Genomic DNA, 19,412 nt, shown 5'->3' with positions numbered 1-19,412 from the left:
CGATTCCGGCGCAGATTGGCAAGCGCCAAGCCCCCTTTGTCACCGAAAATTCAACGATCATGATCGCGTGTTTACTTTGTTTCCGAGCGACCCGCCGCAGGCCACGCGCCCGCCGCGCGCAACTGTGTCGAGCTTAGGCTGCTCATGGGCACATTGGTGAAACACCAAGCGGGTGCTGCACGATTGGCCAATGTCTGGCTGTGCCGCCCCGGAATTTTATAGTCGCGATAAACATCCGCTGCCTTACCAGTGCGTGCCGCCATCCGGTCCCCGGGTCGCGCCAAGACGCCCACGGGAACCGTGTCCATAATAACGCGCCAGTCTTTCCAAAGATGAAACTGCGCCAGATTATCGGCCCCCATCAGCCAGACAAACCGCACACCGGGATAGTTCAGCTTCAACCGCGCAATGGTTTCCGCGGTGTAGCGTGTGCCTGCGCGCGCCTCAAAGTCGCTGACCGTGACCTTGGGGTGCTGCATGATCTCTTCGGCCGCGCGCATCCGCTTGGCAATCGCCGCAGGACCACGTTCTTTCAGCGGGTTCCCCGGGCTCACAAGCCACCACACCCGATCCAGATTGAACCGTTTCAGCGCCTCCAGCGTGATATGCACATGCCCCGCATGGGGCGGATCAAACGACCCCCCCAGCAGACCAACGGTCATGCCCGGCTCTAGATACGTCACGCGTTTTCGGATCCCACTCACCATGGGCGGCAATAAAAGTGTACGGCCCAAAATTGTCCAGCCCTAATCCCGCTTGACAGGTGCAATATGGTTGACTTATGTCAACAATATGAAAGATCATGATATTCAACGGATTAGGCGCTTTAACCGCGCCGTCACCGCCGCGTTGGGGGTTTTGGACAGCTCATTTCTGGGTCGCGGCCGTCCCCTCGGTGTCGCCCGTGTCATCCACGCCATCGGCCATTACGGCAGCGACATCGCCGTGATCCGCACCCAACTTGGCTTAGACAAAGCGGTCCTTAGCCGCATGTTAAAGGGGTTGGAAGCGGAAGGCCTGATCACCTTCCGCACTGACAGCCAAGACGCCCGCAAGCGCCATGCGGACCTGACGGATAAGGGCCGCGCCGAGTTTGACGCCTATGACGCGCTCTCTGATCACCACGCTGCAGATCTGCTCGAAGGCCACCCACACACCGGCCATCTGCTCCAAGCAATGGACCTGATCGCCACCGCCTTTGGCCGCGACAAGGTCACCATCCAGGAAATGGATCCCCGCGCAACCGACAGCCTCTATTGCCTGCAAAGCTACTATGACGAACTCGAAGCCCGGTTTGAGCGCGGCTTTGACGTCTCCCTCTCCCGCGACCCGGAAGCGGCGAATATGATGCCCCCACTGGGCGCTTTCTATGTGGCCATGTCCGACGGGCTGCCGCTGGGCTGTTGTGGGCTGAAGGGCGTTGGCACGGACGTCGCCGAGATCAAACGGCTCTGGGTCAGCCCCTCCGCGCGGGGTTTGGGATTGGCACAGCGTTTGCTCGCGGAGTGCGAGACCGCCGCGAACGACTTGGGCATCAAAACTCTGCGACTGGACACAAACTCCGCGCTGCCCGAAGCGGAACAGCTTTATCGCAAAACCGGCTGGACCCAGATCGAGCGCTTTAACGATGACCCCTACCCGGATTTGTTTTTCGAGAAGGCCGTTTCGGTGGGGTAAAACCCCACCCTACGCAAATCAAAACCGCGCCGTAGGGTGGGGTTCCACCCCACCAAGCGCACACCAATTTTGAAAACCGCCCCCGCTCGGCTACCCTCTGCGTGATTGATCAAAACCAATTTCACGAGAGGACCTCATTATGACCCAACCTCCTGATATTTCATGGTGCGAAAAGGGCGGCAACCGCGGCTGGATTACGGTGAAACCCATGACCTGGGACATCGGCAAAAAGCAAAGCGGCTGGAGCCTGACGATCCCACCGGGGCGCGAATTTGAAAGCTCGGTGCCGCCGGGGCTCACATGGCTGTTTGATCCTGATGATCCGTTCTTTCTGAAATCGGCTTTGATCCATGACTGGCTGCTGGAAGAAGGCTACCGCCGCGCTTTTGCGGACAGCCAATGGTTTGAAGCGGCGCTGAGCGTGCACGCCCACAAATTGCGCACATGGCTGGCTTATATGGGAATGCGGGGCCGCCGGTTCTTTCGGTGGATTTTTGGCAAAACCACGGTGAACCGCGGGTGATGGGGTGCGGTGCGGTAAAACCCCACCATCCCTCATCGCAACCGTAGGCCGGGCTTCAGCCCGGCACCCATCCGGATTTGTTTGGCGCATCGGTGCGTGAAATCACGCACCCTACAATTTTGAATGTGAACCGCCCGTAGGGTGCGTGCTCGCACGCACCACGCCAACGTCGCAAAGCCGGGCTAAAGCCCGGCCTACGCATTTTGTTTTGGATGACATCCCCACAAAGGGCGGCGCACCCAAAACCAGTTCCCGCTGAAAGCCCTACCCTATCAACAAAGGGCGGCGCCTGACCCTGGGACGGCGCGAAGCGCCCTCCCGTGGGGAGGGTCGGGCGCTGCCCGGCGGTGCCGGGCTTGACCTTTCCTCAAGCATACAAGAGGTTGAAAAAGTTATCTTCAACTAAATTCTTAGGTGCAAATTTGACAGACCAGCCAAGCTTTGAATTCGTAAGAAATGGTACTTCTCTTAAACTAACTGGCCTCGGCCCTGTTTCGCAGATTGCCCAGTACGCTGCAGACGCTATTGGTGTTGTTGGAGAGCCTCTCGGCATGGTTAAAGACCAACTTTCTTCATTTCGCATCCAACGTGCCGAAGCCGCAACAATTGCGATGAAAAGGGCTGAAGAAATTAGAAAGACAGAAGGCCTCAAATTAGAGCCCGTTTCGACAAAATACTTGTCGAATTGGCTGGAAGGTGCCTCCTGCGAAGATAGTCTGCAAGACAATGTTCTTGAGTTGTGGGCGCAGCTACTGTCCCAATCTTCCTCAAAATTTGACGCTCGCTATTTGGCGTACAACGAAGTGCTACGAAAAATCGGACCGCAAGAAGCGGAAGTAATCAGAAGTTTTTATAACCCATTGTTTTTACCAGCTGGCGGATATGAACTTGACGGAAACTTAAGAAGAAGCTTTTTGTCGCACGACTCGGAAAGTATCAACGAAACACTACTCGTACTGATTTTTAAACTTTTTCAGCGTGGCAAACTACAATTCAATGCGAATGAATTTCCGAAGTGGAATACATGTAAGAACATCTTTTCCCATCTGCTGGATGGCTTTTTGTGTGAATTGAAAGTCTCGTATGGCGAAACCTTTATGAGTTTGCAAACTGAAGGAAATCCAGAAATCGTTTTGGAACACGCAGGTGTCGCAGTTGTCCGTTCTGACAGTGCGGTCAACGAATTTGGGCATCGCCTCACCCTTAAGTGGGCTACCCCAACAAAAATTGGCGAAGGTCTGTTTTCAGTTCTTAATCGGGATCGACTTAATCTTGATCCGGACGGAGATTGGCAGAAGACCAGAATCGAATATGGGAAGCCAACAACGAGAATTCCTGAGAAGCTTCGCAACCATTTCAGCCTCTAAAGAAGAAACCCTGAAATTCTCCGTCAACTTCTCCCCATTTGCCATCCCCCACCCCATCCGCTATCACACGCTCCAACGCGCACGCGCGCATCAGAATCCCCTAATTTCCGGAGCCCGACATGGCAGCTTATCAGTACGTCTATCACATGCAGGGGGTCTCCAAGACCTACCCCGGCGGCAAGAAATGTTTTGAGAATATCCACCTCTCCTTCCTGCCCGGCGTGAAAATCGGTGTCGTTGGTGTCAACGGCGCGGGTAAATCCACGCTGATGAAAATCATGGCCGGATTGGACAAGGATTTCACCGGCGAGGCTTGGTCTGCAGAAGGCGCGAAAGTCGGCTACCTGCCGCAGGAGCCAAAGCTCGATGAAACCCTGACCGTGCGGGAAAACGTCATGCTGGGCGTGGCCGAGAAAAAGGCCATTCTGGATCGCTACAATGAGCTGGCGATGAACTACTCGGACGAAACTGCCGAGGAGATGGCCAAGCTGCAAGACGACATTGACGCCCAGAACCTTTGGGATTTGGACAGTCAGGTGGATGTCTCTATGGAAGCCCTGCGCTGCCCACCAGATGACGCGAAAATCGCTGATCTCTCCGGTGGTGAGCTGCGCCGCGTGGCGCTCTGCAAGCTGCTGCTGGAAGCGCCAGACATGCTGCTCTTGGACGAACCCACCAACCACCTGGACGCGGAAACCATCGCTTGGCTGCAACAGCACCTGATCGATTATAAGGGCACCATCCTCTGTGTGACCCACGACCGCTATTTCCTTGACGATATCACCGGCTGGATTCTGGAACTCGACCGTGGCCGCGGCATTCCTTACGAAGGCAACTACTCCAGCTGGCTGGAGCAAAAGGCGAAACGTCTGGAGCAGGAAGCCCGCGAAGACAAATCCAAGCAGAAAACGCTGGAACGCGAACTCGAATGGATGCGTCAGGGTCAAAAGGCCCGTCAGGCGAAATCCAAAGCGCGTATTGCGGCCTATAACGAGATGGCGTCTCAGTCCGAACGCGAAAAGGTCGGCCGCGCCCAGATCGTTATCCCGAATGGACCGCGTCTGGGTTCAAAGGTGATCGAGGTCGAAGGCCTGTCCAAACACTTTGGCGACAAGCAACTGATCGAAGGGCTGGAGTTCTCTCTGCCCCCGGGCGGCATTGTCGGCGTGATCGGCCCCAACGGCGCCGGTAAATCCACGCTCTTTAAGATGCTGACCGGTCAGGAACAGCCCGATGGCGGCTCTGTCACCTATGGCGACACGGTGAAACTGTCCTATGTCGACCAGAGCCGCGATGATCTGAACGACAAAGAAACCGTCTGGGAAGCAATTTCCGGCGGGGCGGAGATCATCGAATTGGGCGACGCGCAGGTCAACTCGCGTGCGTACTGTTCAAGCTTCAACTTCAAAGGCGGCGACCAGCAAAAACCGCTGAACCTGCTGTCCGGTGGTGAGCGCAACCGCGTACACATGGCGCGTCTGCTCAAAGAAGGCGGCAACGTACTGCTGCTGGATGAGCCGACCAACGACTTGGACGTGGAAACCCTGCGCGCCTTGGAAGACGCGCTGGTCGATTTCGCGGGCTGCGCGGTTGTGATCTCCCACGACCGTTTCTTCCTCGACCGGATCTGCACGCATATTCTGGCCTTTGAAGGCGAGGCGCATGTGGAATGGTTTGAGGGCAATTTTGAGGACTACGAAGAAGATAAGAAGCGTAGGCTTGGGGCGGATGCGCTTGAACCAAAACGTCTCAAGCACAAGAAATTCACCCGGTAAGGGTGAATGGCTTGGGCTTGCTGTTTGGGTTCAAGCAGTGCGCGGGAGCGTTTCGGTAAATCCGAAACGCGGGCGCACCCCGTCACAAAGGCGCGAAGACGGTTCTGCCGAAGCGCTTGAAGCACAAGAAGTTTACACGGTAAGATTTTGAGGCGGCCTTCGGGCCGCCTTTTTTGAAAAAATGGGAGTTTCAATGGCACACAACTGGATTTGCCGATATTGCAACCATGCACAAATTGTAAACGGCAGCAATTTTTCTTCGAATAGTTTTGCCTTTGATGTAACTGAAACTGATCGGGGATTTATCGGTCTGAAGGGATCAGCAATCACTTGCGCTAACCCGGAATGCAAGAAGCCAACACTAACCGTAGAATTGATTGAAGCGGCCTATAGCGCAAGCAATTATAGATGCTACCTTCCCCAAAACCCAAAAACTCTTAAGTCATTTTGCCTTTTGCCGGAGAGCCAAGCAAAACCTCAGCCCGATTACATCCCACGAGCGCTAGTTGAGGACTACAGCGAGGCATGTAAAATCCGGGACCTAAGCCCTAAAGCGTCTGCAACGTTAGCTCGCCGATGCCTTCAAGGAATGATCCGGGACTTTTGCGGAATCACCAAAGGCACGCTGTACAAAGAAATTGACGAGCTCAGATCGCGGACTGAACAAGGAACCATTCCCAAAGGCGTTACTGAAGATAGTATCGATGCAATCGACGCACTAAGAAAAATTGGTAATATTGGAGCTCACATGGAGAAAGACATCAACGTTATTGTTGATGTAGACCCGCATGAAGCCCAAGCACTTATCGAAATTATCGAAACGCTCTTTGATGAATGGTATGTCGCTCGCGAAAAGCGCAAAATGCGATTTGCAAAAGTCATGCAGATCGCGGAACAAAAGGATGCAGACAAAAAACAAGGGCATGCTGACGCTTAAAACCCGTAGGGTGGGTTTCCAACCCACCATCCTCGGCCGCAAACCTCTCGCAACGGTGGGGTAAAACCCCACCCTACGCAACAAACGACCGTAGGCCGGGCTTCAGCCCGGCATTGACACGACATCTGACCAATCATTGCCGGGCTGAAGCCCGGCCTACATTTCTTTTTCCAAATGCACCGTGGAATATGGCCAATCTTCGGGGCGCTCCACAAACCCATGTTTCACCGGATTGATATGACAATACTGCACATATGCGCGGTATTCGGCGTCATTGCGGATGTGGTGGTCCCAAAACCGGCGTTGCCAGAGGGCGCTTTCTCGTTTCGTCTTGCGTAGGCCGGGCTTCAGCCCGGCATATCTGCCGTTTCGAACGACGGGCAACGTCGCTGGCGGGCTGAAGCCCGCCCTACGGAGCTTCATTGTAAACCGCGCTTTCATCGCTCCAACCCGCACGCCCAAATCGCAATCCCCTTCCGGCAATGTCCAAACGAAATGCATGTGGTCCGGCAAGACCACCCATGCATCGATTTGAAATTGGCGTTGGTCGCGTGTCTCCTTCACCGCCTCTCGCAGCATATCAATGTGGTCCACTAACAGCGTCGATCCCCGCTGCGCCAAGACGACAGTGCAGAACACTGTCGCACCGGGGATTTTGGGGCGGATGTAGTTGGACATGCGCCAAGATGACCGCGGTTTGGTTAATGAAATGTTGCGGGTGCCGGGCTGAAGCCCGGCCTACATTTCCCTCACCAATTTGACCTCCATCAAATCACCCAACCCGCAAACCCGATACGCTCTCCCCATAACCACCAAAATGGAGACGCATCATGGGTCACACACCACACGAACTCGCGGCGGAATTTCCTGAACACGTCACAAAAATCCACGACCTCAAACAGGCGGACGCGCATTTTGCCAAGCTCGCGGATGACTACCACGAACTAAACCGCGCCGTGCATCGGGCGGAAACCAATGTGGAACCGGTCGGCGATCTGGATGCCATTGAGATGCGCAAGAAACGGGCCGCTCTGAAGGATGAGATCTACCGGATGCTCACCGCCTAAGACGCTTTTCAAAGACACCGTAGGGCGGGTTTGCACATTCACCCTTCCCAGATGGCTGCCGAGCAATCCCGCAGAGCAGCACCTGCCCTACGGTATTTTATAGGCTTTGCCGAACCCTGCATTCAGCAAGCCATCCACCACCTCAAACCGCACAAAGTGGAAATCGGCGAAATCCACATAGAGCTTCGCCTTGGGCCGTTGCGCAAGGTAATGCGCACGCAAAGCAACATGCGCCGCACTCCCCTGCTCCACAAACGCCGCCTTACAATGCAAGGTCAGCCGTGGATGGGTCAGCGGATCGCCCTTTTCACCCGGTTCTCCGATCAAGAGCGCACAGGCGGGCGCGTTGCGTAAAGCTTTTGTATGTAAAGATAAATCAGAGATTAAAGTGACAGGAGCGCTGTCCTTATCCGCGGCTAAGCTTATGCGGGTCACGGAAGGCGTGCCGTCCTCTCGGGTCACCGCAAGGGCCGCGTGGCTCGATGTCATCAGCTCTGCGATCATGGCGCGGGCGTCATCGTCCAGAGGACGAAAGGGATCTTTGGGTGTCATGACTTCTGGCTATCAGTTCGCGCAAACTGAGCCAAGGATGCAAAGTCATGACCCCAAAAACCACATTGAGGAGCGTCTTGGTGCTTAGTCTTCCAGCACAAAGGTCACTTTCAGGGTCACCCGATATTCGGTGATTTTGCCACCCGCCACCACGGCCTTTTGGTCCTGCACCCAAGCGCCGGTGACATTCTTAAGCGTCTTGGTGGCGCGGGCCACGCCCACATCCAAAGCATCGTCAAAGCTTTTTGGGGAAGAGGCGATAATTTCGGTTACGCGTGCGACAGACATAGCAGTCTCCATTGGATCAAGTGATGCGCCGACCCTACGCAGGTCAGGGCAACGCTTCACGGGGACAGTGCAGCCCGCTTTCCCCACACATTTCCTCACATGACTGCCAGATGTCTGTAACCTTGCTGGCCGCGCAAGGCCCACGCCCCCATGTCTATTTCAGAGAGAGGAGGCCCTATGCCCAAACCCAATAAGCACCCTGCACCGCTACCGGACCAAGAACGCAAACCCAAACCCTTTCGGTTCACCGATTGGGCCTCGATTTAGCCGCCATACGAGAGTCCGCATAAATCTGCTAAATTCACCAAGTGGCCCATCTTGCGTCACATTCGCGCCCCAATTGATTTGGATAGTCTTCTTGTAAGTCAACATTGACCTGAGCCTGCAGAAGCGGCGATAATCTTCCAGAACCTGGAGTTCTTCATGGCGATTGTTACGTTTCTCTTTGGCAGCTTGCTTGGTATCACCGGTGCGGTGATGCAATTGGTTCTTGGCTTTGGCTTCATGGCCGCGCTGCAAACCTATGCCTTCTGTTCAATCGCGCTTCCGCTCCTGACCCTTCTGGCTCTCTCTACACGCAAGCGTCACGACGCTTAGCCTTAAGACAAACTCGACTGTTTCCTAAATCCGCTTACCCAAGCGCTTACACAAATTCCAATTGCTGATCCCAAGGCGCCGGGGGGCAATTCACGCCTAAGATGCGCCCATATGAGACGTTCGGGTCCGGGACCGTCCCTCCCCTGTGACCCGAACGTCGTCATTATCCAAAAGGCACCGTCCCCCAGCGGTGCCTTTTGCTGTTTCCGGTGCCTGCCTACGAAAGTGACCGCCCCATCTAAGCATGCCTCTTTTTGGCAATTAACCCACGCAAATGCTGGACCTACGGGCTTCGGACCAGTAGGTTTGTAAGCTCTTGAGGGGGCATAGACCGATGGTCGAACTAAAAACTGAGCCAAAAAAGCTCAGCCGGATCCAACAACGCAATCGCGATCTGATTACGGATGCGGGGCTGAATGTATTTTCACAATATGGATTCCGTGGGGCCACGCTTGACCAGATCGCTGAAGCGTCAGGGCTCTCTAAACCCAACATCCTGTATTATTTCACCGGCAAAGAAGACATCTATGTCACGCTGCTGAACCGCATTCTGGACGGATGGCTGGACCCGCTGGATGAGCTGGATCCAAATGGCGATCCGATCTCTGAAATCGTGGCCTATGTGGAACGCAAGATGGAGATGAGCCGCAAGTATCCGCGCGAAAGCCGGCTTTTTGCCAATGAGATTATTCAAGGTGGCACGCGGGTTCTGGATCACATTGAGGTGGATATCAAACCACAGATTGACGCCAAGATCGCCGTCATTCAGGGATGGATTGATACAGGTCAGCTGGCGCAGGTGGATGCGCGGCATTTGCTGACCTCGATCTGGGCGACGACGCAGCACTACGCGGATTTTGAAGCGCAGACGCAGCTCTTCCTTGGTGAAGGGGACCGGGTTCTGACTGAGGGGACAGAGTTCCTTACGGCACTGTTTAGGAAGGCGTTGCAGCCTGGGTAAATGGGTTCCGATAATCCAACAAAAAAGAGCGCCCATTTCAGGCGCTCTTTCTTTTTTCAATCGTTGTCCAACCTGACTTACTTCTCAGGCAGCAACCCGTGCGGGCTAAACCTTAGAACCAGCAGCAGGATCAGGCCCATGGTCAGCGGGCGCAGATAGGCCACGCGGTCCAGCAGACCTTCCCGGATCGGATGGGTTGCATCCATGCCAGCGGTCAGTGTGTTCACAAGGAAGATAGAGATCGGTTCGACCTCGACCCACAGGAACCAGATGAACATGCCACCCAGAACTGCGCCCCAGTTGTTGCCAGACCCGCCGACAATCACCATCACCCACACAAGGAAGGTAAAGCGCAGCGGTTGGTAGGACGCCGGTGTGAGCTGACCATCCAGGGTGGTCATCATCGCACCCGCAATGCCGCAGATCGCAGCGCCCAGCACGAAGATCTGCAAGTGGCGCGCGGTCACGTCTTTGCCCATCGCTTCCGCCGCTGTCTCATTGTCCCGGATGGCGCGCATCATGCGGCCCCAAGGGGAGTTCAGCGCCAGCTGCATCAGGGTCACGATCAGGATGATCACAGAGAGGAACAGCACCGCATAAAGCAGTTTCACGAAGATGGTGGAGCCGGTCACCGGATCAGCGCCAAGACGCTCCATCCAGCCCACGAAGGTCTCGGACTGTTGTAGGTCGATCTCGTAAGGCACCGGACGGGGCAGACCGTTGACGTTTTTCACGCCGCGGCTCAGCCAGTCTTCGTTTTTAAGAACCGCGATGATGATCTCACCAATACCAAGCGTGGCAATGGCCAGATAGTCAGAGCGCAGACCCAAAGCAGTCTTACCAATCAGCCAGCCAACACCTGCAGCCATCAGGCCACCAACGGCCCATGCCAGAAGGACTGGCAGGCCAAGGCCACCCAAGAAGCCCGTTTGGGCCGGGTTCACCGCTTCGATCGCCGCAACGGCTGGATCAAACAGCGCGCGGAAAGAGAAGAAGCCGATGATCAGCCAAACGGCGGTGATCAACCCGCGCGGCAGGTTCTTCGGGATGCGAGACCAGCCTATGATTGCACCCGCGATAAAGCCAACCGCCAGCAAGAGCGAGATCAGGATGCGCATGCCGCCTGCGGCCCATGCCTCTCCGACCGGGGACACAGAGGTCAGCACCACGGACAAGCCGCCCAAAGCGACAAAGCCAACAACACCCACGTTGAACAGGCCCGCATAGCCCCATTGCAGGTTCACCCCCAAAGCCATGATCGCAGAGATCAGGCCGAAGTTCAGGATAAACAGCGCATTGTTCCAGCTTTCAAAGATGCCCACACCAATGATGAGGCAGGCCATAATGGCGAAATAGATAGGAGTACGTGACATGGTCATACCGATTTCCCCTTAAACAGACCGGTCGGCTTGAACAGCAGAACGATGATGAGAATGGCGAAGGACACCGCGAATTTGTAATCCGTGGAGAGCAGCTGGACGAGCCCGTCGGGCCTCCATCCCTCTGGCCCCAGATAGGTCACCACTTTCTTGAACGCGTAGGTGATCGTCACCTCAGAGAAGGCAATCACAAAGCCACCGGCGATGGCACCAATGGGCGAGCCAAGGCCACCGACAATCGCGGACGCAAAGATCGGCAACAGGAGCTGCATGTAGACGAAAGGCTTAAAGCTTTTGTCCAGACCGTAAAGCGTACCCGCAACAGTCGCCAAAGCAGCCACCACAAGCCATGTGATCATCACCACACGCTCTGGGTTGATACCAGAAAGCAGCGCCAGATCTTCGTTGTCTGAATAAGCACGCATGGATTTACCGGTGCGAGTCTTGTTCAAGAACCAGAACAGTAGCGCCACGGTGGCAATCGCGACCACAATGGTCAGCACCTGCGTGGTCCGCAGAGCAAGACCTTCTGACAGGCCTGTCATCTCTTTGAAGTCCCGTGCCCGGATGATGAAACGTTCACCATCAGCAAATCGGCGGTCGTCGGTGCCCACGATCATACGGATGATGCCGTTCATCATGAACATCACACCCATTGAAACGATCACCAGCATAACGGGCGCGGCTTTCACACGACGGTAGAACTTGTAAACCGTGCGGTCTGTGAACAGCACCAAGGCTGAGGCCCCGAGAATACCGAAGGGCAACGCCAGCAAGGCAGTTGGCAACGGCCCCAAGGAAATGCCCCAGCTTTGGAACAGCCCAGTGACCAACAGCACAACCATGGTGCCAAAGGCCATGGTCTCGCCATGGGCAAAGTTAGAGAAACGCAGGATCCCGTAGATCAGCGTGACCCCCAGCGCGCCAATGGCGAGCTGAGCGCCATAAGCCGACGCGGGGATAATGACAAAGTTGGTGAAAGCCACCAATGCGTTGAGAATGTCGACCATGATCACCCTCCCAAGAATGTACGGCGCACTTCAGGGTCGGCCAAAAGCGCTTCCCCGGTGTCCGTATAGGCGTTGCGACCCTGAACGAGCACATAGCCTTTATCTGCGATTTCAAGCGCCTGACGGGCATTCTGTTCCACCATCAGGATGGAAATGCCGGTCTTGGCGACCTCGATGATACGGTCAAACAGCTCGTCCATCACGATGGGCGACACACCCGCGGTGGGTTCGTCCAGCATCAGGAGTTTCGGCTGTGTCATGAGCGCGCGACCTACGGCGACCTGTTGGCGTTGACCACCAGAAAGCTCGCCCGCGTTTTGGTTGCGTTTTTCATAGACCGCTGGGAAGAGCTCGTAGACCTGTTCAATGGTCGGCTCAAAGTCATCGTCACGGATGAACGCGCCCATTTCCAGGTTCTCGCGCACGGACATGGTTGGGAAGATATTCCGAACCTGTGGGACAAACCCCATGCCCTTATGCACGCGCTCTTGCGGGGAAAGACCAGTAATGTCGGTGCCATCGAGCTTTACTGCGCCTTCACGCAGGTTCAGCATGCCAAAAACAGCCTTCATTCCGGTCGATTTACCAGCGCCGTTCGGGCCCACGATCACGGCGATCTCGCCCTTGTCGACCGAGAGTTCCAGATCATGCAAGATGTCCGGCCCAGCGCCATATCCACCGGTCATATTGGTGGCAGAGAGGAAGCTCATTTTGCGCCCTCCTTCTTCTTGTTTTTGACGCCGGTGCCCAAGTAGGCCTCGATCACGGCTTCATTGGACATGATCTCATCGGCTGTGCCTGTGGCCATGACCGAGCCTTGCGCCATCACGATGACGGGGTCGCAAAGCTGTTTAATGAAATCCATGTCGTGTTCGATCATGCAGAACGTGTAGCCACGCTCGACATTCAGGCGTTTAATGGCGTCGCCAATCGTGTAAAGCAGCGTGCGGTTCACACCCGCGCCGACTTCATCCAGAAACACCATTTCGGCGTCCACCATCATGGTGCGGCCAAGTTCCAGCAGCTTTTTCTGGCCACCAGACACGTTGCCTGCCTTAAGGTCAGCGATGTGTTCGATGGTCAGGAATTCCAGCACCTCATCGGCTTTTGCCCGCAATGCCCGTTCTTCGTCAGCAATGCGTTTGCGCCCGAACCATGTGTTCCAAAGCGTCTCGCCGGTTTGACCTGCAGGCACCATCATCAGGTTCTCGCGACAGGTCATGGAGTGGAATTCATGGGCAATCTGGAAGGTTCGCAGAATGCCTTTGTGAAATAGGTTATGTGGTTTCAGACCGGTGATGTCCTCCCCATCAAACAGCACAGTGCCGCTTGTGGGTGTCAGAACGCCGGCGATACAGTTGAATAACGACGTCTTTCCCGCGCCATTCGGGCCAATCAGACCCGTAATGGTTCCCCGTTCGATGGTCAGTGAAGCCCCATCGACAGCGCGAAAGCCGCCGAAATGCATGTGAAGGTCACGCACTTCGATCATCGTTTATGTCCCATGTGAATGTTCTCCCCCTCTAAGTTCTTAGTGTTAGCTGGGGGATAATTTGAAAAAGCCCGGAAGGATCGCTTCCGGGCTTTTCCGTGAAAGGTCGACTTAGCGGTAGCCGACAGTTTCTTGTTTACCGTTTACGGTTTTGATCACGCGGTAGGAACCGGACGCTTCGCCTGGCTCGATCAGCTCAACAGCGGATGCACCGACCAGGTCGATCTCGCCGCCGTCTGCCAGGATTTGCAGGGCTTTCGCCAGTTCACCTGGGAAGATCTGCTCGCCCGGAGCGTTTGCAACGTCAAACATTTTGTCTTTGTAGACCGCTGGGTCGTTGGAACCCGCCGCTTGCATCGCCAGAAGCAGGATTGCTGCTGCGTCATAAGACTCTGGAGAGAACGGAGCCGTGGCGTCAAAGCCGTTTGCTTCACCGATTGGCACGAACAGGTCGCCGCCAGGTGCGTCTGTGCCTGGAACCTGGCCCATAGAGCCGTCCAGATCAGAACCGAAGTTCGCTTCTGTTGCGAAGCCAACCATCGCGTCAGGCAAGTGGAACAGGTCAAACGCGCCTGTGTCCAGAGCACCTTGGATGATGCCTTTACCACCTTGGTCCGCATAACCAACAACAACCAGACGGTCACCGCCAGCGGATGCCAAAGCACCAACTTCCGCAGAGTAGTCGCCTTTGCCATCTTCGTGAGATGCGTTGATGGTCACTTCGCCGCCACCAGCGGTGAAGTTCGCTTCAAACGCGTCAGCCAGGCCTTTGCCGTAGTCGTTGTTTGTGTAGGTCACAGCAACGGACTCCACGCCCTCGCTGAGGAGCAGCTCTGCCATCACAGCACCCTGACGGGCGTCAGATGGTGTCGCGCGGAAGAACAGGCCGTTGTCCTCGATTGTGGACAGCGCTGGCGATGTCGCGGATGGAGAGATCATCACCATGCCGTTTGGAACCGCAACGTTTTGCAGCGCCGCAGTGGTTGCGCCGGAGCACAGAGCACCGATGATGCCGGAAACGCCGTCAGAGGTTACGAAACGCTCTGCAACAGATGTCGCGATCGCCGCATCCGCACAGGTGGAGTCACCTTCCACCAGTGTCAGTTTCTTGCCACCCAGGAACAGGCCGCTTTCCGCGATCTCTGCGACTGCTGCACGGGCACCGCCCGCCATTGGTGGCGCATAGGATTCAGCAGGGCCAGAGAAGCCCAGCATCAAACCTACTTTTACTTCATCCCCGTGGCCGCCCGCGAAGGCAGAACCTGCAACCAAAGAAGCTGCTGCTGAAGTCAGAAGGAATTTTTTCATCTTAGTATTTCTCCCAGTTGGAACTTTGTCCTGCAGGAGAGGTTAGAGCGGACCCATTCGTTTGGGAAGAGTACAACATCACAAAAAACGATGGTTTCCAAAATAACGGAAATTTTTGCATTAAGCCCAACGACGACCATGGCTCACTAGAAATTTTCCCACGCAGATGTCAAAAATTGGAAATTTTCCGAACCCACTGCGTAAATCCTGCTTGATTTGGCGGAAATGATCGAAAAATTTCTCAATCAACCAATCCCTCAGGACGTTGCCAAGACGATTCTTGCGTGGGAGATGGGCTAGCGCTGCAGCGCGGAAAGTCTTATGAAGTGTCGCAATCGGGACACCGCGCAGAGATGACCTAACGTCAATCGCGACCCTGATGCGCGGAAGGAACCAAATTGGCCAGAACGGTTGCGAAAGACCACGACCAGAAACGGTTGCATATTCTCAAGACCGCCGCAGGGGTTTTTGCGCGCGAAGGCTATGCCCGTTCTTCCATGGCACAGGTCGCTTCAGCTTGTGGAATCTCTAAAGCCAATATCTATCATTACTACCCCGGCAAAGACGCGCTGCTCTTTGATATTCTGAACACGTATCTCTCGGCGCTACGGGACAATCTGCTTTCGATCCAAGCAGAGGGCGTCTCGCCGGAAGAACGGCTACAAGCTTTCACCCGTGCAACACTGTCAGCTTATCAAGTGATGGAAGCCGAGCACCAAATTCAGGCGGAAGGCGTTCCGTTGCTGCCAGAAGAGCAGCAGGTAACGTTGAAAAATTATCAGCGCGAGATTGTGCGGGCGTTGAATGAAATCCTTTTGGAGATTTCACCTCAGGCCTTTGAGAACAACAAATCCAAACTGCGCGCCACCTCTATGTCGGTGTTTGGCATGCTGAACTCCTATGCCATGTGGAACAAACAGGTGGAGCCGGCGGCCCGGGCGAAGTATGCGGATTTGGTTTCAGATTTGGTGATCAACGGCAGTCGGGCGCTATAAGCCACCGGGCCGGTTGCAAAGGAAAAGGGGCCTTAGAAGGCCCCTCTTTTATTTCATGAACTTTGGCATCTGACTGACCAGTCGCTGCGTGTAGGCGTGTTCTGGAGCTTCAAAGATCTTCTCGGTCTCATTCACTTCCAGCAACTCGCCAAACTGCATCACGCCGATGCGGTCACACATCTGACGGATGACAGGCAGGTCATGAGAGATGAAAAGAAGCGTCAGGTTCAGCTCTTCTTGCAGATCCTTAAGCAAGTTCAGGATTTGGGCCTGAATCGACACATCCAGTGCAGATGTCGGCTCGTCACAGATCAAGAAGCGTGGCCGTGTTGCCAAGGCGCGCGCGATGGAAATCCGCTGACGCTGACCGCCTGAGAATTCATGCGGATATTTGCGTGCCGCGTCCTTCCCTAGACCCACCAGTTCCAACAGGTCCGCAACGATTTCATTACGCTCCTCTGCCCCGGAGGTGAGTTTGTTCACGATCATCGGCTCTGCCACGATAGACCCGATTTTCATGCGCCCGTTGAGCGATGAATAGGGATCTTGGAACACCATCTGGATGTCCTGGCGGGCTGCAATGGCTTCTTGTTTGCCAGATTTGCCAGTCAGGTCTTTGCCCGCAAAGCGCATCTCGCCGCTGGTGGCGGGATGGATGCCGGTGATGACCCGCGCCACTGTGGATTTGCCCGAGCCACTTTCGCCCACAAGGCCAAAAGTCTCCCCCGCTTTTACGTCAAAGCTGATGGATTTGATCGCGTCCACATAGGTGCGATTGCGTTCAAGGAACGCGCCCTGAACCAAGAAGCGCTTGCTGAGGTTTTTGACCTCGAGCAACGTGCCGCCCTTTGGATCATGGGCTTCGCCAGATGCCAGCCAATGGCCTTTCAGATCAAAGTCCTGAAGAGCCGAGCCATCGCTTTCAGCCAAAGCCACCTTCGGGAAGCGGTGGATCTTGATATTAGATGGCGGCACGGCTGCGATCAGTGACTGGGTGTATGGCTCTTTCGGGTCACGCAGGATCTGCTGGGTTTCGCCCACCTCGATCAGCGCACCTTTATACATGACCGCCACCCTGTCTGCGGTTTCCGCAATCACACCCATGTCGTGGGTCACAAGGATCACGCCAAGGTTACGGCTTTTGCAGAGGTCTTTGATCAGCTCAAGGATTTGCGCCTGAATGGTCACATCCAGAGCTGTGGTTGGCTCATCGGCAATGATCAATTCCGGCTCCACAGACAGAGCCAGCGCAATCACCACCCGCTGCCGCATGCCGCCCGAGAATTGGTGCGGGTATTGTTTGATCCGCTTGGGTGCATCCGGGATGCCCACCTGTTCTAGCAGGTCAACGGCACGTTTTTCCGCCTCGGACCGGCTGATATCCATGTGCGTGAGAATGGTTTCTACCAGCTGGAACTCGATGGTCTCGATCGGGTTGAGCGAGGTCATCGGGTCTTGGAAGATCATGGAAATCCGTTTGCCGCGGATGGTGCGGAACATGGATTTGTCTAGTTGATCGATCCGTTCACCGTTGAGCCAGACTTCACCAGAGGACAGACGCCCGGGCGCTTGCAGCAGGTTGAGAACCGCGTTGCCCACAGTGGATTTCCCAGCACCGGATTCCCCGACGAGGCCAAGGATTTCTCCTTCTGCCACCTCAAGACTCACGTCTTTGACCGCTTGGAATGTGCCGTGCCGCCCCGGAAATTCGACGAGCATGTTTTTGATGTCGAGTAACGCCATATCAGTCATCCAATTTCGGGTTAAGCGCGTCACGCAGCCAGTCACCCAACAGGTTGACCGAAAGCGCCAGCATCAGAAGCGTTACCGCTGGGAAGAAGAGGATCCACCACTCGCCAGAGAACAGGAAGCCCTGCCCGATACGGATGAGTGTGCCCAAAGACGGCTGCGTTGGTGGCGCGCCAACACCAAGGAACGACAGGGTCGCCTCAGCGATAATGGCCAGGGCCAGAGAGATGGTCGCGATGACCAAAACCGGGCTGAGCACGTTGGGCAGAATATGTTTGAAGATGATCGCGATTGGACCACGGCCAATCAGGATTGCGGCTTCAACATATTCTTTCTTCTTTTCCACCAAAGCGGCACCGCGCACGACGCGGGCAAATTGTACCCAGTCAGACAGGCCGATAGAGACAATCAGCACCCAAATCGCCATCTGATCGCGCAGATGGATCGGGGTGAAGCCCTTCGCGATGCCAAAGATCAGCATGGCCACCAGAATGGAAGGGAACGTCAGCTGCACATCTGCGATCCGCATGATGATTGCATCGGTGCGGCCACCCGCATAGGCGGCCACCAATCCCAGCACCACGCCGATGAGCAGCGCGAAGAGAACCGCAAGCACCCCAACAAAAAGCGAAATCCGCATGCCGTAAAGGATGGTCGACAGAACGTCCCGACCTTGGTCATCCGTGCCCATAATAAAGCTGTCACCGGTAAAGGCGTTTGGCTCCATGGGTGCCGAAAAGCCGTTCATCAAGTTCAATGAACTAGGGTCAAACGGATTAAACGGCGCTAATAAAGGTGCAAAGACCGCTGACAGGATGAGCGAGAGCGCGACAATTGCGGATACCACCGCCACCGGCGTGCGGCGGAAGGAATAGAAGAGATCGCTGTCCAGAGCGCGTTTGATCATATCCATGACTACGTCCCCTTCCCTTCCCGCAGACGCGGGTCGATTGCCAAGTAGAGCATGTCCACGAGGAAGTTGATTGCGACGAACATCACAGAGATCATCATCAAATAGCTGGCCATCACGGGGATATCGACGAACTGAACGGAGTCGATAAAGAGCAAGCCAACGCCCGGCCATTGGAAGACCGTTTCAGTGATGATGGAGAAGGCAATGATCGACCCGATTTGCAGACCGGCAACGGTGATCACCGGGATCAACGTGTTCTTGACCGCATGGCGGAAGTTGATGGCCCGCTCGCTGAGGCCCCGTGCACGGGCAAAGCGGATATAGTCTTGGCGCAGCACCTCGGACATTTCCGATCTGACAAGCCGCATGATCAGGGTCATTTGATAAAGACCCAGCGTAATCGACGGTAAAATCAGTGACTTAAGCCCTGAGGCCGTCAGCAAACCGGTGGTCCACCAACCCAAATCAACGGTTTCGCCACGTCCAAAACTCGGGAGCCATTTCAGCTCGACCGCAAAGACGTAGATCAACAGGATACCGATCAGGAAGGTGGGCAGCGACACGCCAATGAGTGACGTCGTCAGGATGAAGTTGGTGATCGCGCCTTTGCGATTGATCGCCGTGTAGATCCCCAAAACGATCCCCAGCACCATGGCGAAGATGGCCGAGACCATCGCCAGTTCCAACGTCGCAGGCAGGCGTTCAAGGATGATGTCCAGCGCCGGACGGCCTTGGCGGAAACTTACGCCGACATCGCCTTGCAATGCGCCAGTGATGAAATTCCAATATTGCACCAGGAACGGGTCGTTCAGGCCCAGAACC

General features: G+C 55.4%; 21 protein-coding genes. 9 read left to right on the top strand and 12 right to left on the bottom strand.

Going from position 1 to position 19,412, the window contains the following annotated elements; genetic code table 11:
- Nucleotides 1–71: 71 nt before the first annotated feature.
- The gene (locus TA5113_RS04645) at nucleotides 72–707 is read right to left on the bottom strand and encodes a nicotinate-nucleotide adenylyltransferase (RefSeq protein WP_082625885.1); all 636 of its coding nucleotides are present in this window, start codon (nucleotides 705–707) and stop codon (nucleotides 72–74) included.
- A gap of 85 nt (nucleotides 708–792) precedes the next feature.
- Here TA5113_RS04645 and TA5113_RS04640 point away from each other — a divergent pair, with 85 nt between their 5' ends.
- The 5 genes from TA5113_RS04640 (at nucleotide 793) to TA5113_RS04620 (ending at nucleotide 6,279) form a co-directional block, all read left to right on the top strand.
- Nucleotides 793–1,677, top strand: coding sequence for a bifunctional helix-turn-helix transcriptional regulator/GNAT family N-acetyltransferase (locus TA5113_RS04640; protein WP_058315205.1), 885 nt, complete (start codon nucleotides 793–795; stop codon nucleotides 1,675–1,677).
- A 139-nt stretch (nucleotides 1,678–1,816) separates the two neighbouring features.
- The gene (locus TA5113_RS04635) at nucleotides 1,817–2,200 is read left to right on the top strand and encodes a DUF1353 domain-containing protein (RefSeq protein WP_058315204.1); all 384 of its coding nucleotides are present in this window, start codon (nucleotides 1,817–1,819) and stop codon (nucleotides 2,198–2,200) included.
- A gap of 422 nt (nucleotides 2,201–2,622) precedes the next feature.
- Nucleotides 2,623–3,567, top strand: coding sequence for a hypothetical protein (locus tag TA5113_RS04630; protein WP_131726467.1), 945 nt, complete (start codon nucleotides 2,623–2,625; stop codon nucleotides 3,565–3,567).
- Nucleotides 3,568–3,686: 119 nt separating this feature from the next.
- Complete coding sequence (gene ettA, locus TA5113_RS04625) at nucleotides 3,687–5,342, top strand: energy-dependent translational throttle protein EttA (protein WP_058315202.1); 1,656 nt, start codon at nucleotides 3,687–3,689, stop codon at nucleotides 5,340–5,342.
- A 193-nt stretch (nucleotides 5,343–5,535) separates the two neighbouring features.
- Nucleotides 5,536–6,279, top strand: coding sequence for a DUF4145 domain-containing protein (locus tag TA5113_RS04620; protein ID WP_082625884.1), 744 nt, complete (start codon nucleotides 5,536–5,538; stop codon nucleotides 6,277–6,279).
- 156 nt (nucleotides 6,280–6,435) lie between these two features.
- On the opposite strand, the gene TA5113_RS04615 is transcribed toward TA5113_RS04620, so the two are convergent.
- Nucleotides 6,436–6,957, bottom strand: coding sequence for an REP-associated tyrosine transposase (locus TA5113_RS04615; RefSeq protein ID WP_058315201.1), 522 nt, complete (start codon nucleotides 6,955–6,957; stop codon nucleotides 6,436–6,438).
- A 152-nt stretch (nucleotides 6,958–7,109) separates the two neighbouring features.
- Between TA5113_RS04615 and TA5113_RS04610 the strand changes: the two genes are divergently transcribed.
- Nucleotides 7,110–7,346 (top strand): HP1242/YdcH family protein, encoded by a 237-nt coding sequence (locus TA5113_RS04610; protein WP_058315200.1) that lies wholly within the window; start codon nucleotides 7,110–7,112, stop codon nucleotides 7,344–7,346.
- Between the two features lie 87 nt (nucleotides 7,347–7,433).
- On the opposite strand, the gene TA5113_RS04605 is transcribed toward TA5113_RS04610, so the two are convergent.
- Together TA5113_RS04605 and TA5113_RS04600 are read right to left on the bottom strand one after the other, a co-directional pair.
- Nucleotides 7,434–7,898 carry a HugZ family pyridoxamine 5'-phosphate oxidase gene (locus tag TA5113_RS04605; protein ID WP_058315199.1) on the bottom strand — a complete coding sequence of 155 codons (465 nt, stop codon included), beginning with the start codon at nucleotides 7,896–7,898 and terminating at the stop codon, nucleotides 7,434–7,436.
- Between the two features lie 84 nt (nucleotides 7,899–7,982).
- A complete protein-coding gene (locus tag TA5113_RS04600; RefSeq protein ID WP_058315198.1) occupies nucleotides 7,983–8,186 on the bottom strand; it encodes a dodecin family protein in 204 nt (67 codons plus the stop codon).
- A 423-nt stretch (nucleotides 8,187–8,609) separates the two neighbouring features.
- Between TA5113_RS04600 and TA5113_RS16890 the strand changes: the two genes are divergently transcribed.
- Nucleotides 8,610–8,783 carry a hypothetical protein gene (locus TA5113_RS16890; protein WP_165589381.1) on the top strand — a complete coding sequence of 58 codons (174 nt, stop codon included), beginning with the start codon at nucleotides 8,610–8,612 and terminating at the stop codon, nucleotides 8,781–8,783.
- A 334-nt stretch (nucleotides 8,784–9,117) separates the two neighbouring features.
- Nucleotides 9,118–9,744 (top strand): TetR family transcriptional regulator C-terminal domain-containing protein, encoded by a 627-nt coding sequence (locus TA5113_RS04595; RefSeq protein ID WP_058315197.1) that lies wholly within the window; start codon nucleotides 9,118–9,120, stop codon nucleotides 9,742–9,744.
- A gap of 77 nt (nucleotides 9,745–9,821) precedes the next feature.
- On the opposite strand, the gene TA5113_RS04590 is transcribed toward TA5113_RS04595, so the two are convergent.
- From TA5113_RS04590 to TA5113_RS04570, 5 genes are all read right to left on the bottom strand, one after another.
- Nucleotides 9,822–11,123 carry a branched-chain amino acid ABC transporter permease gene (locus TA5113_RS04590; RefSeq protein WP_058315196.1) on the bottom strand — a complete coding sequence of 434 codons (1,302 nt, stop codon included), beginning with the start codon at nucleotides 11,121–11,123 and terminating at the stop codon, nucleotides 9,822–9,824.
- Nucleotides 11,120–12,133: a branched-chain amino acid ABC transporter permease gene (locus tag TA5113_RS04585; RefSeq protein ID WP_058315195.1), complete on the bottom strand. Its 1,014-nt coding sequence runs from the start codon at nucleotides 12,131–12,133 to the stop codon at nucleotides 11,120–11,122. Before TA5113_RS04585 ends, TA5113_RS04590 begins: the two co-directional genes overlap by 4 nt.
- Before the next feature lie 2 nt (nucleotides 12,134–12,135).
- The gene (locus TA5113_RS04580; RefSeq protein WP_058315194.1) at nucleotides 12,136–12,843 is read right to left on the bottom strand and encodes an ABC transporter ATP-binding protein; all 708 of its coding nucleotides are present in this window, start codon (nucleotides 12,841–12,843) and stop codon (nucleotides 12,136–12,138) included.
- Nucleotides 12,840–13,625, bottom strand: a complete 786-nt coding sequence (locus TA5113_RS04575; protein ID WP_058315193.1) for an ABC transporter ATP-binding protein — start codon at nucleotides 13,623–13,625, stop codon at nucleotides 12,840–12,842. Before TA5113_RS04575 ends, TA5113_RS04580 begins: the two co-directional genes overlap by 4 nt.
- A 111-nt stretch (nucleotides 13,626–13,736) precedes the next feature.
- Nucleotides 13,737–14,933 carry an ABC transporter substrate-binding protein gene (locus tag TA5113_RS04570; RefSeq protein ID WP_058315192.1) on the bottom strand — a complete coding sequence of 399 codons (1,197 nt, stop codon included), beginning with the start codon at nucleotides 14,931–14,933 and terminating at the stop codon, nucleotides 13,737–13,739.
- Between the two features lie 398 nt (nucleotides 14,934–15,331).
- Here TA5113_RS04570 and TA5113_RS04565 point away from each other — a divergent pair, with 398 nt between their 5' ends.
- Nucleotides 15,332–15,928, top strand: a complete 597-nt coding sequence (locus TA5113_RS04565) for a TetR/AcrR family transcriptional regulator (protein WP_058315191.1) — start codon at nucleotides 15,332–15,334, stop codon at nucleotides 15,926–15,928.
- A gap of 48 nt (nucleotides 15,929–15,976) precedes the next feature.
- On the opposite strand, the gene TA5113_RS04560 is transcribed toward TA5113_RS04565, so the two are convergent.
- From TA5113_RS04560 to TA5113_RS04550, 3 genes are all read right to left on the bottom strand, one after another.
- Complete coding sequence (locus tag TA5113_RS04560; protein WP_058315190.1) at nucleotides 15,977–17,671, bottom strand: ABC transporter ATP-binding protein; 1,695 nt, start codon at nucleotides 17,669–17,671, stop codon at nucleotides 15,977–15,979.
- Between the two features lies 1 nt (nucleotide 17,672).
- Complete coding sequence (locus tag TA5113_RS04555; protein ID WP_058315189.1) at nucleotides 17,673–18,590, bottom strand: ABC transporter permease; 918 nt, start codon at nucleotides 18,588–18,590, stop codon at nucleotides 17,673–17,675.
- Nucleotides 18,591–18,592: 2 nt separating this feature from the next.
- On the bottom strand, nucleotides 18,593–19,412 hold an 820-nt coding region (locus TA5113_RS04550), incomplete at its 5' end, for an ABC transporter permease (RefSeq protein ID WP_106686079.1).

This window comes from Cognatishimia activa (assembly GCF_001458335.1).
Classification (GTDB): domain Bacteria; phylum Pseudomonadota; class Alphaproteobacteria; order Rhodobacterales; family Rhodobacteraceae; genus Cognatishimia; species Cognatishimia activa.
This window is presented reverse-complemented; position numbering and strand designations above follow the sequence as displayed.

What these genes read in the sequence shown, in the direction of transcription:
- TA5113_RS04645 (WP_082625885.1), bottom strand. Translation starts at nt 707, where the DNA reads ATGGTGAGTGGGATCCGAAAACGCGTGACGTATCTAGAGCCGGGCATG.
- TA5113_RS04640 (WP_058315205.1), top strand. Translation starts at nt 793, where the DNA reads ATGAAAGATCATGATATTCAACGGATTAGGCGCTTTAACCGCGCCGTC.
- TA5113_RS04635 (WP_058315204.1), top strand. Translation starts at nt 1,817, where the DNA reads ATGACCCAACCTCCTGATATTTCATGGTGCGAAAAGGGCGGCAACCGC.
- ettA (WP_058315202.1), top strand. Translation starts at nt 3,687, where the DNA reads ATGGCAGCTTATCAGTACGTCTATCACATGCAGGGGGTCTCCAAGACC.
- TA5113_RS04620 (WP_082625884.1), top strand. Translation starts at nt 5,536, where the DNA reads ATGGCACACAACTGGATTTGCCGATATTGCAACCATGCACAAATTGTA.
- TA5113_RS04615 (WP_058315201.1), bottom strand. Translation starts at nt 6,957, where the DNA reads ATGTCCAACTACATCCGCCCCAAAATCCCCGGTGCGACAGTGTTCTGC.
- TA5113_RS04610 (WP_058315200.1), top strand. Translation starts at nt 7,110, where the DNA reads ATGGGTCACACACCACACGAACTCGCGGCGGAATTTCCTGAACACGTC.
- TA5113_RS04605 (WP_058315199.1), bottom strand. Translation starts at nt 7,898, where the DNA reads ATGACACCCAAAGATCCCTTTCGTCCTCTGGACGATGACGCCCGCGCC.
- TA5113_RS04600 (WP_058315198.1), bottom strand. Translation starts at nt 8,186, where the DNA reads ATGTCTGTCGCACGCGTAACCGAAATTATCGCCTCTTCCCCAAAAAGC.
- TA5113_RS16890 (WP_165589381.1), top strand. Translation starts at nt 8,610, where the DNA reads ATGGCGATTGTTACGTTTCTCTTTGGCAGCTTGCTTGGTATCACCGGT.
- TA5113_RS04595 (WP_058315197.1), top strand. Translation starts at nt 9,118, where the DNA reads ATGGTCGAACTAAAAACTGAGCCAAAAAAGCTCAGCCGGATCCAACAA.
- TA5113_RS04590 (WP_058315196.1), bottom strand. Translation starts at nt 11,123, where the DNA reads ATGACCATGTCACGTACTCCTATCTATTTCGCCATTATGGCCTGCCTC.
- TA5113_RS04585 (WP_058315195.1), bottom strand. Translation starts at nt 12,133, where the DNA reads ATGGTCGACATTCTCAACGCATTGGTGGCTTTCACCAACTTTGTCATT.
- TA5113_RS04580 (WP_058315194.1), bottom strand. Translation starts at nt 12,843, where the DNA reads ATGAGCTTCCTCTCTGCCACCAATATGACCGGTGGATATGGCGCTGGG.
- TA5113_RS04575 (WP_058315193.1), bottom strand. Translation starts at nt 13,625, where the DNA reads ATGATCGAAGTGCGTGACCTTCACATGCATTTCGGCGGCTTTCGCGCT.
- TA5113_RS04570 (WP_058315192.1), bottom strand. Translation starts at nt 14,933, where the DNA reads ATGAAAAAATTCCTTCTGACTTCAGCAGCAGCTTCTTTGGTTGCAGGT.
- TA5113_RS04560 (WP_058315190.1), bottom strand. Translation starts at nt 17,671, where the DNA reads ATGGCGTTACTCGACATCAAAAACATGCTCGTCGAATTTCCGGGGCGG.
- TA5113_RS04555 (WP_058315189.1), bottom strand. Translation starts at nt 18,590, where the DNA reads ATGGATATGATCAAACGCGCTCTGGACAGCGATCTCTTCTATTCCTTC.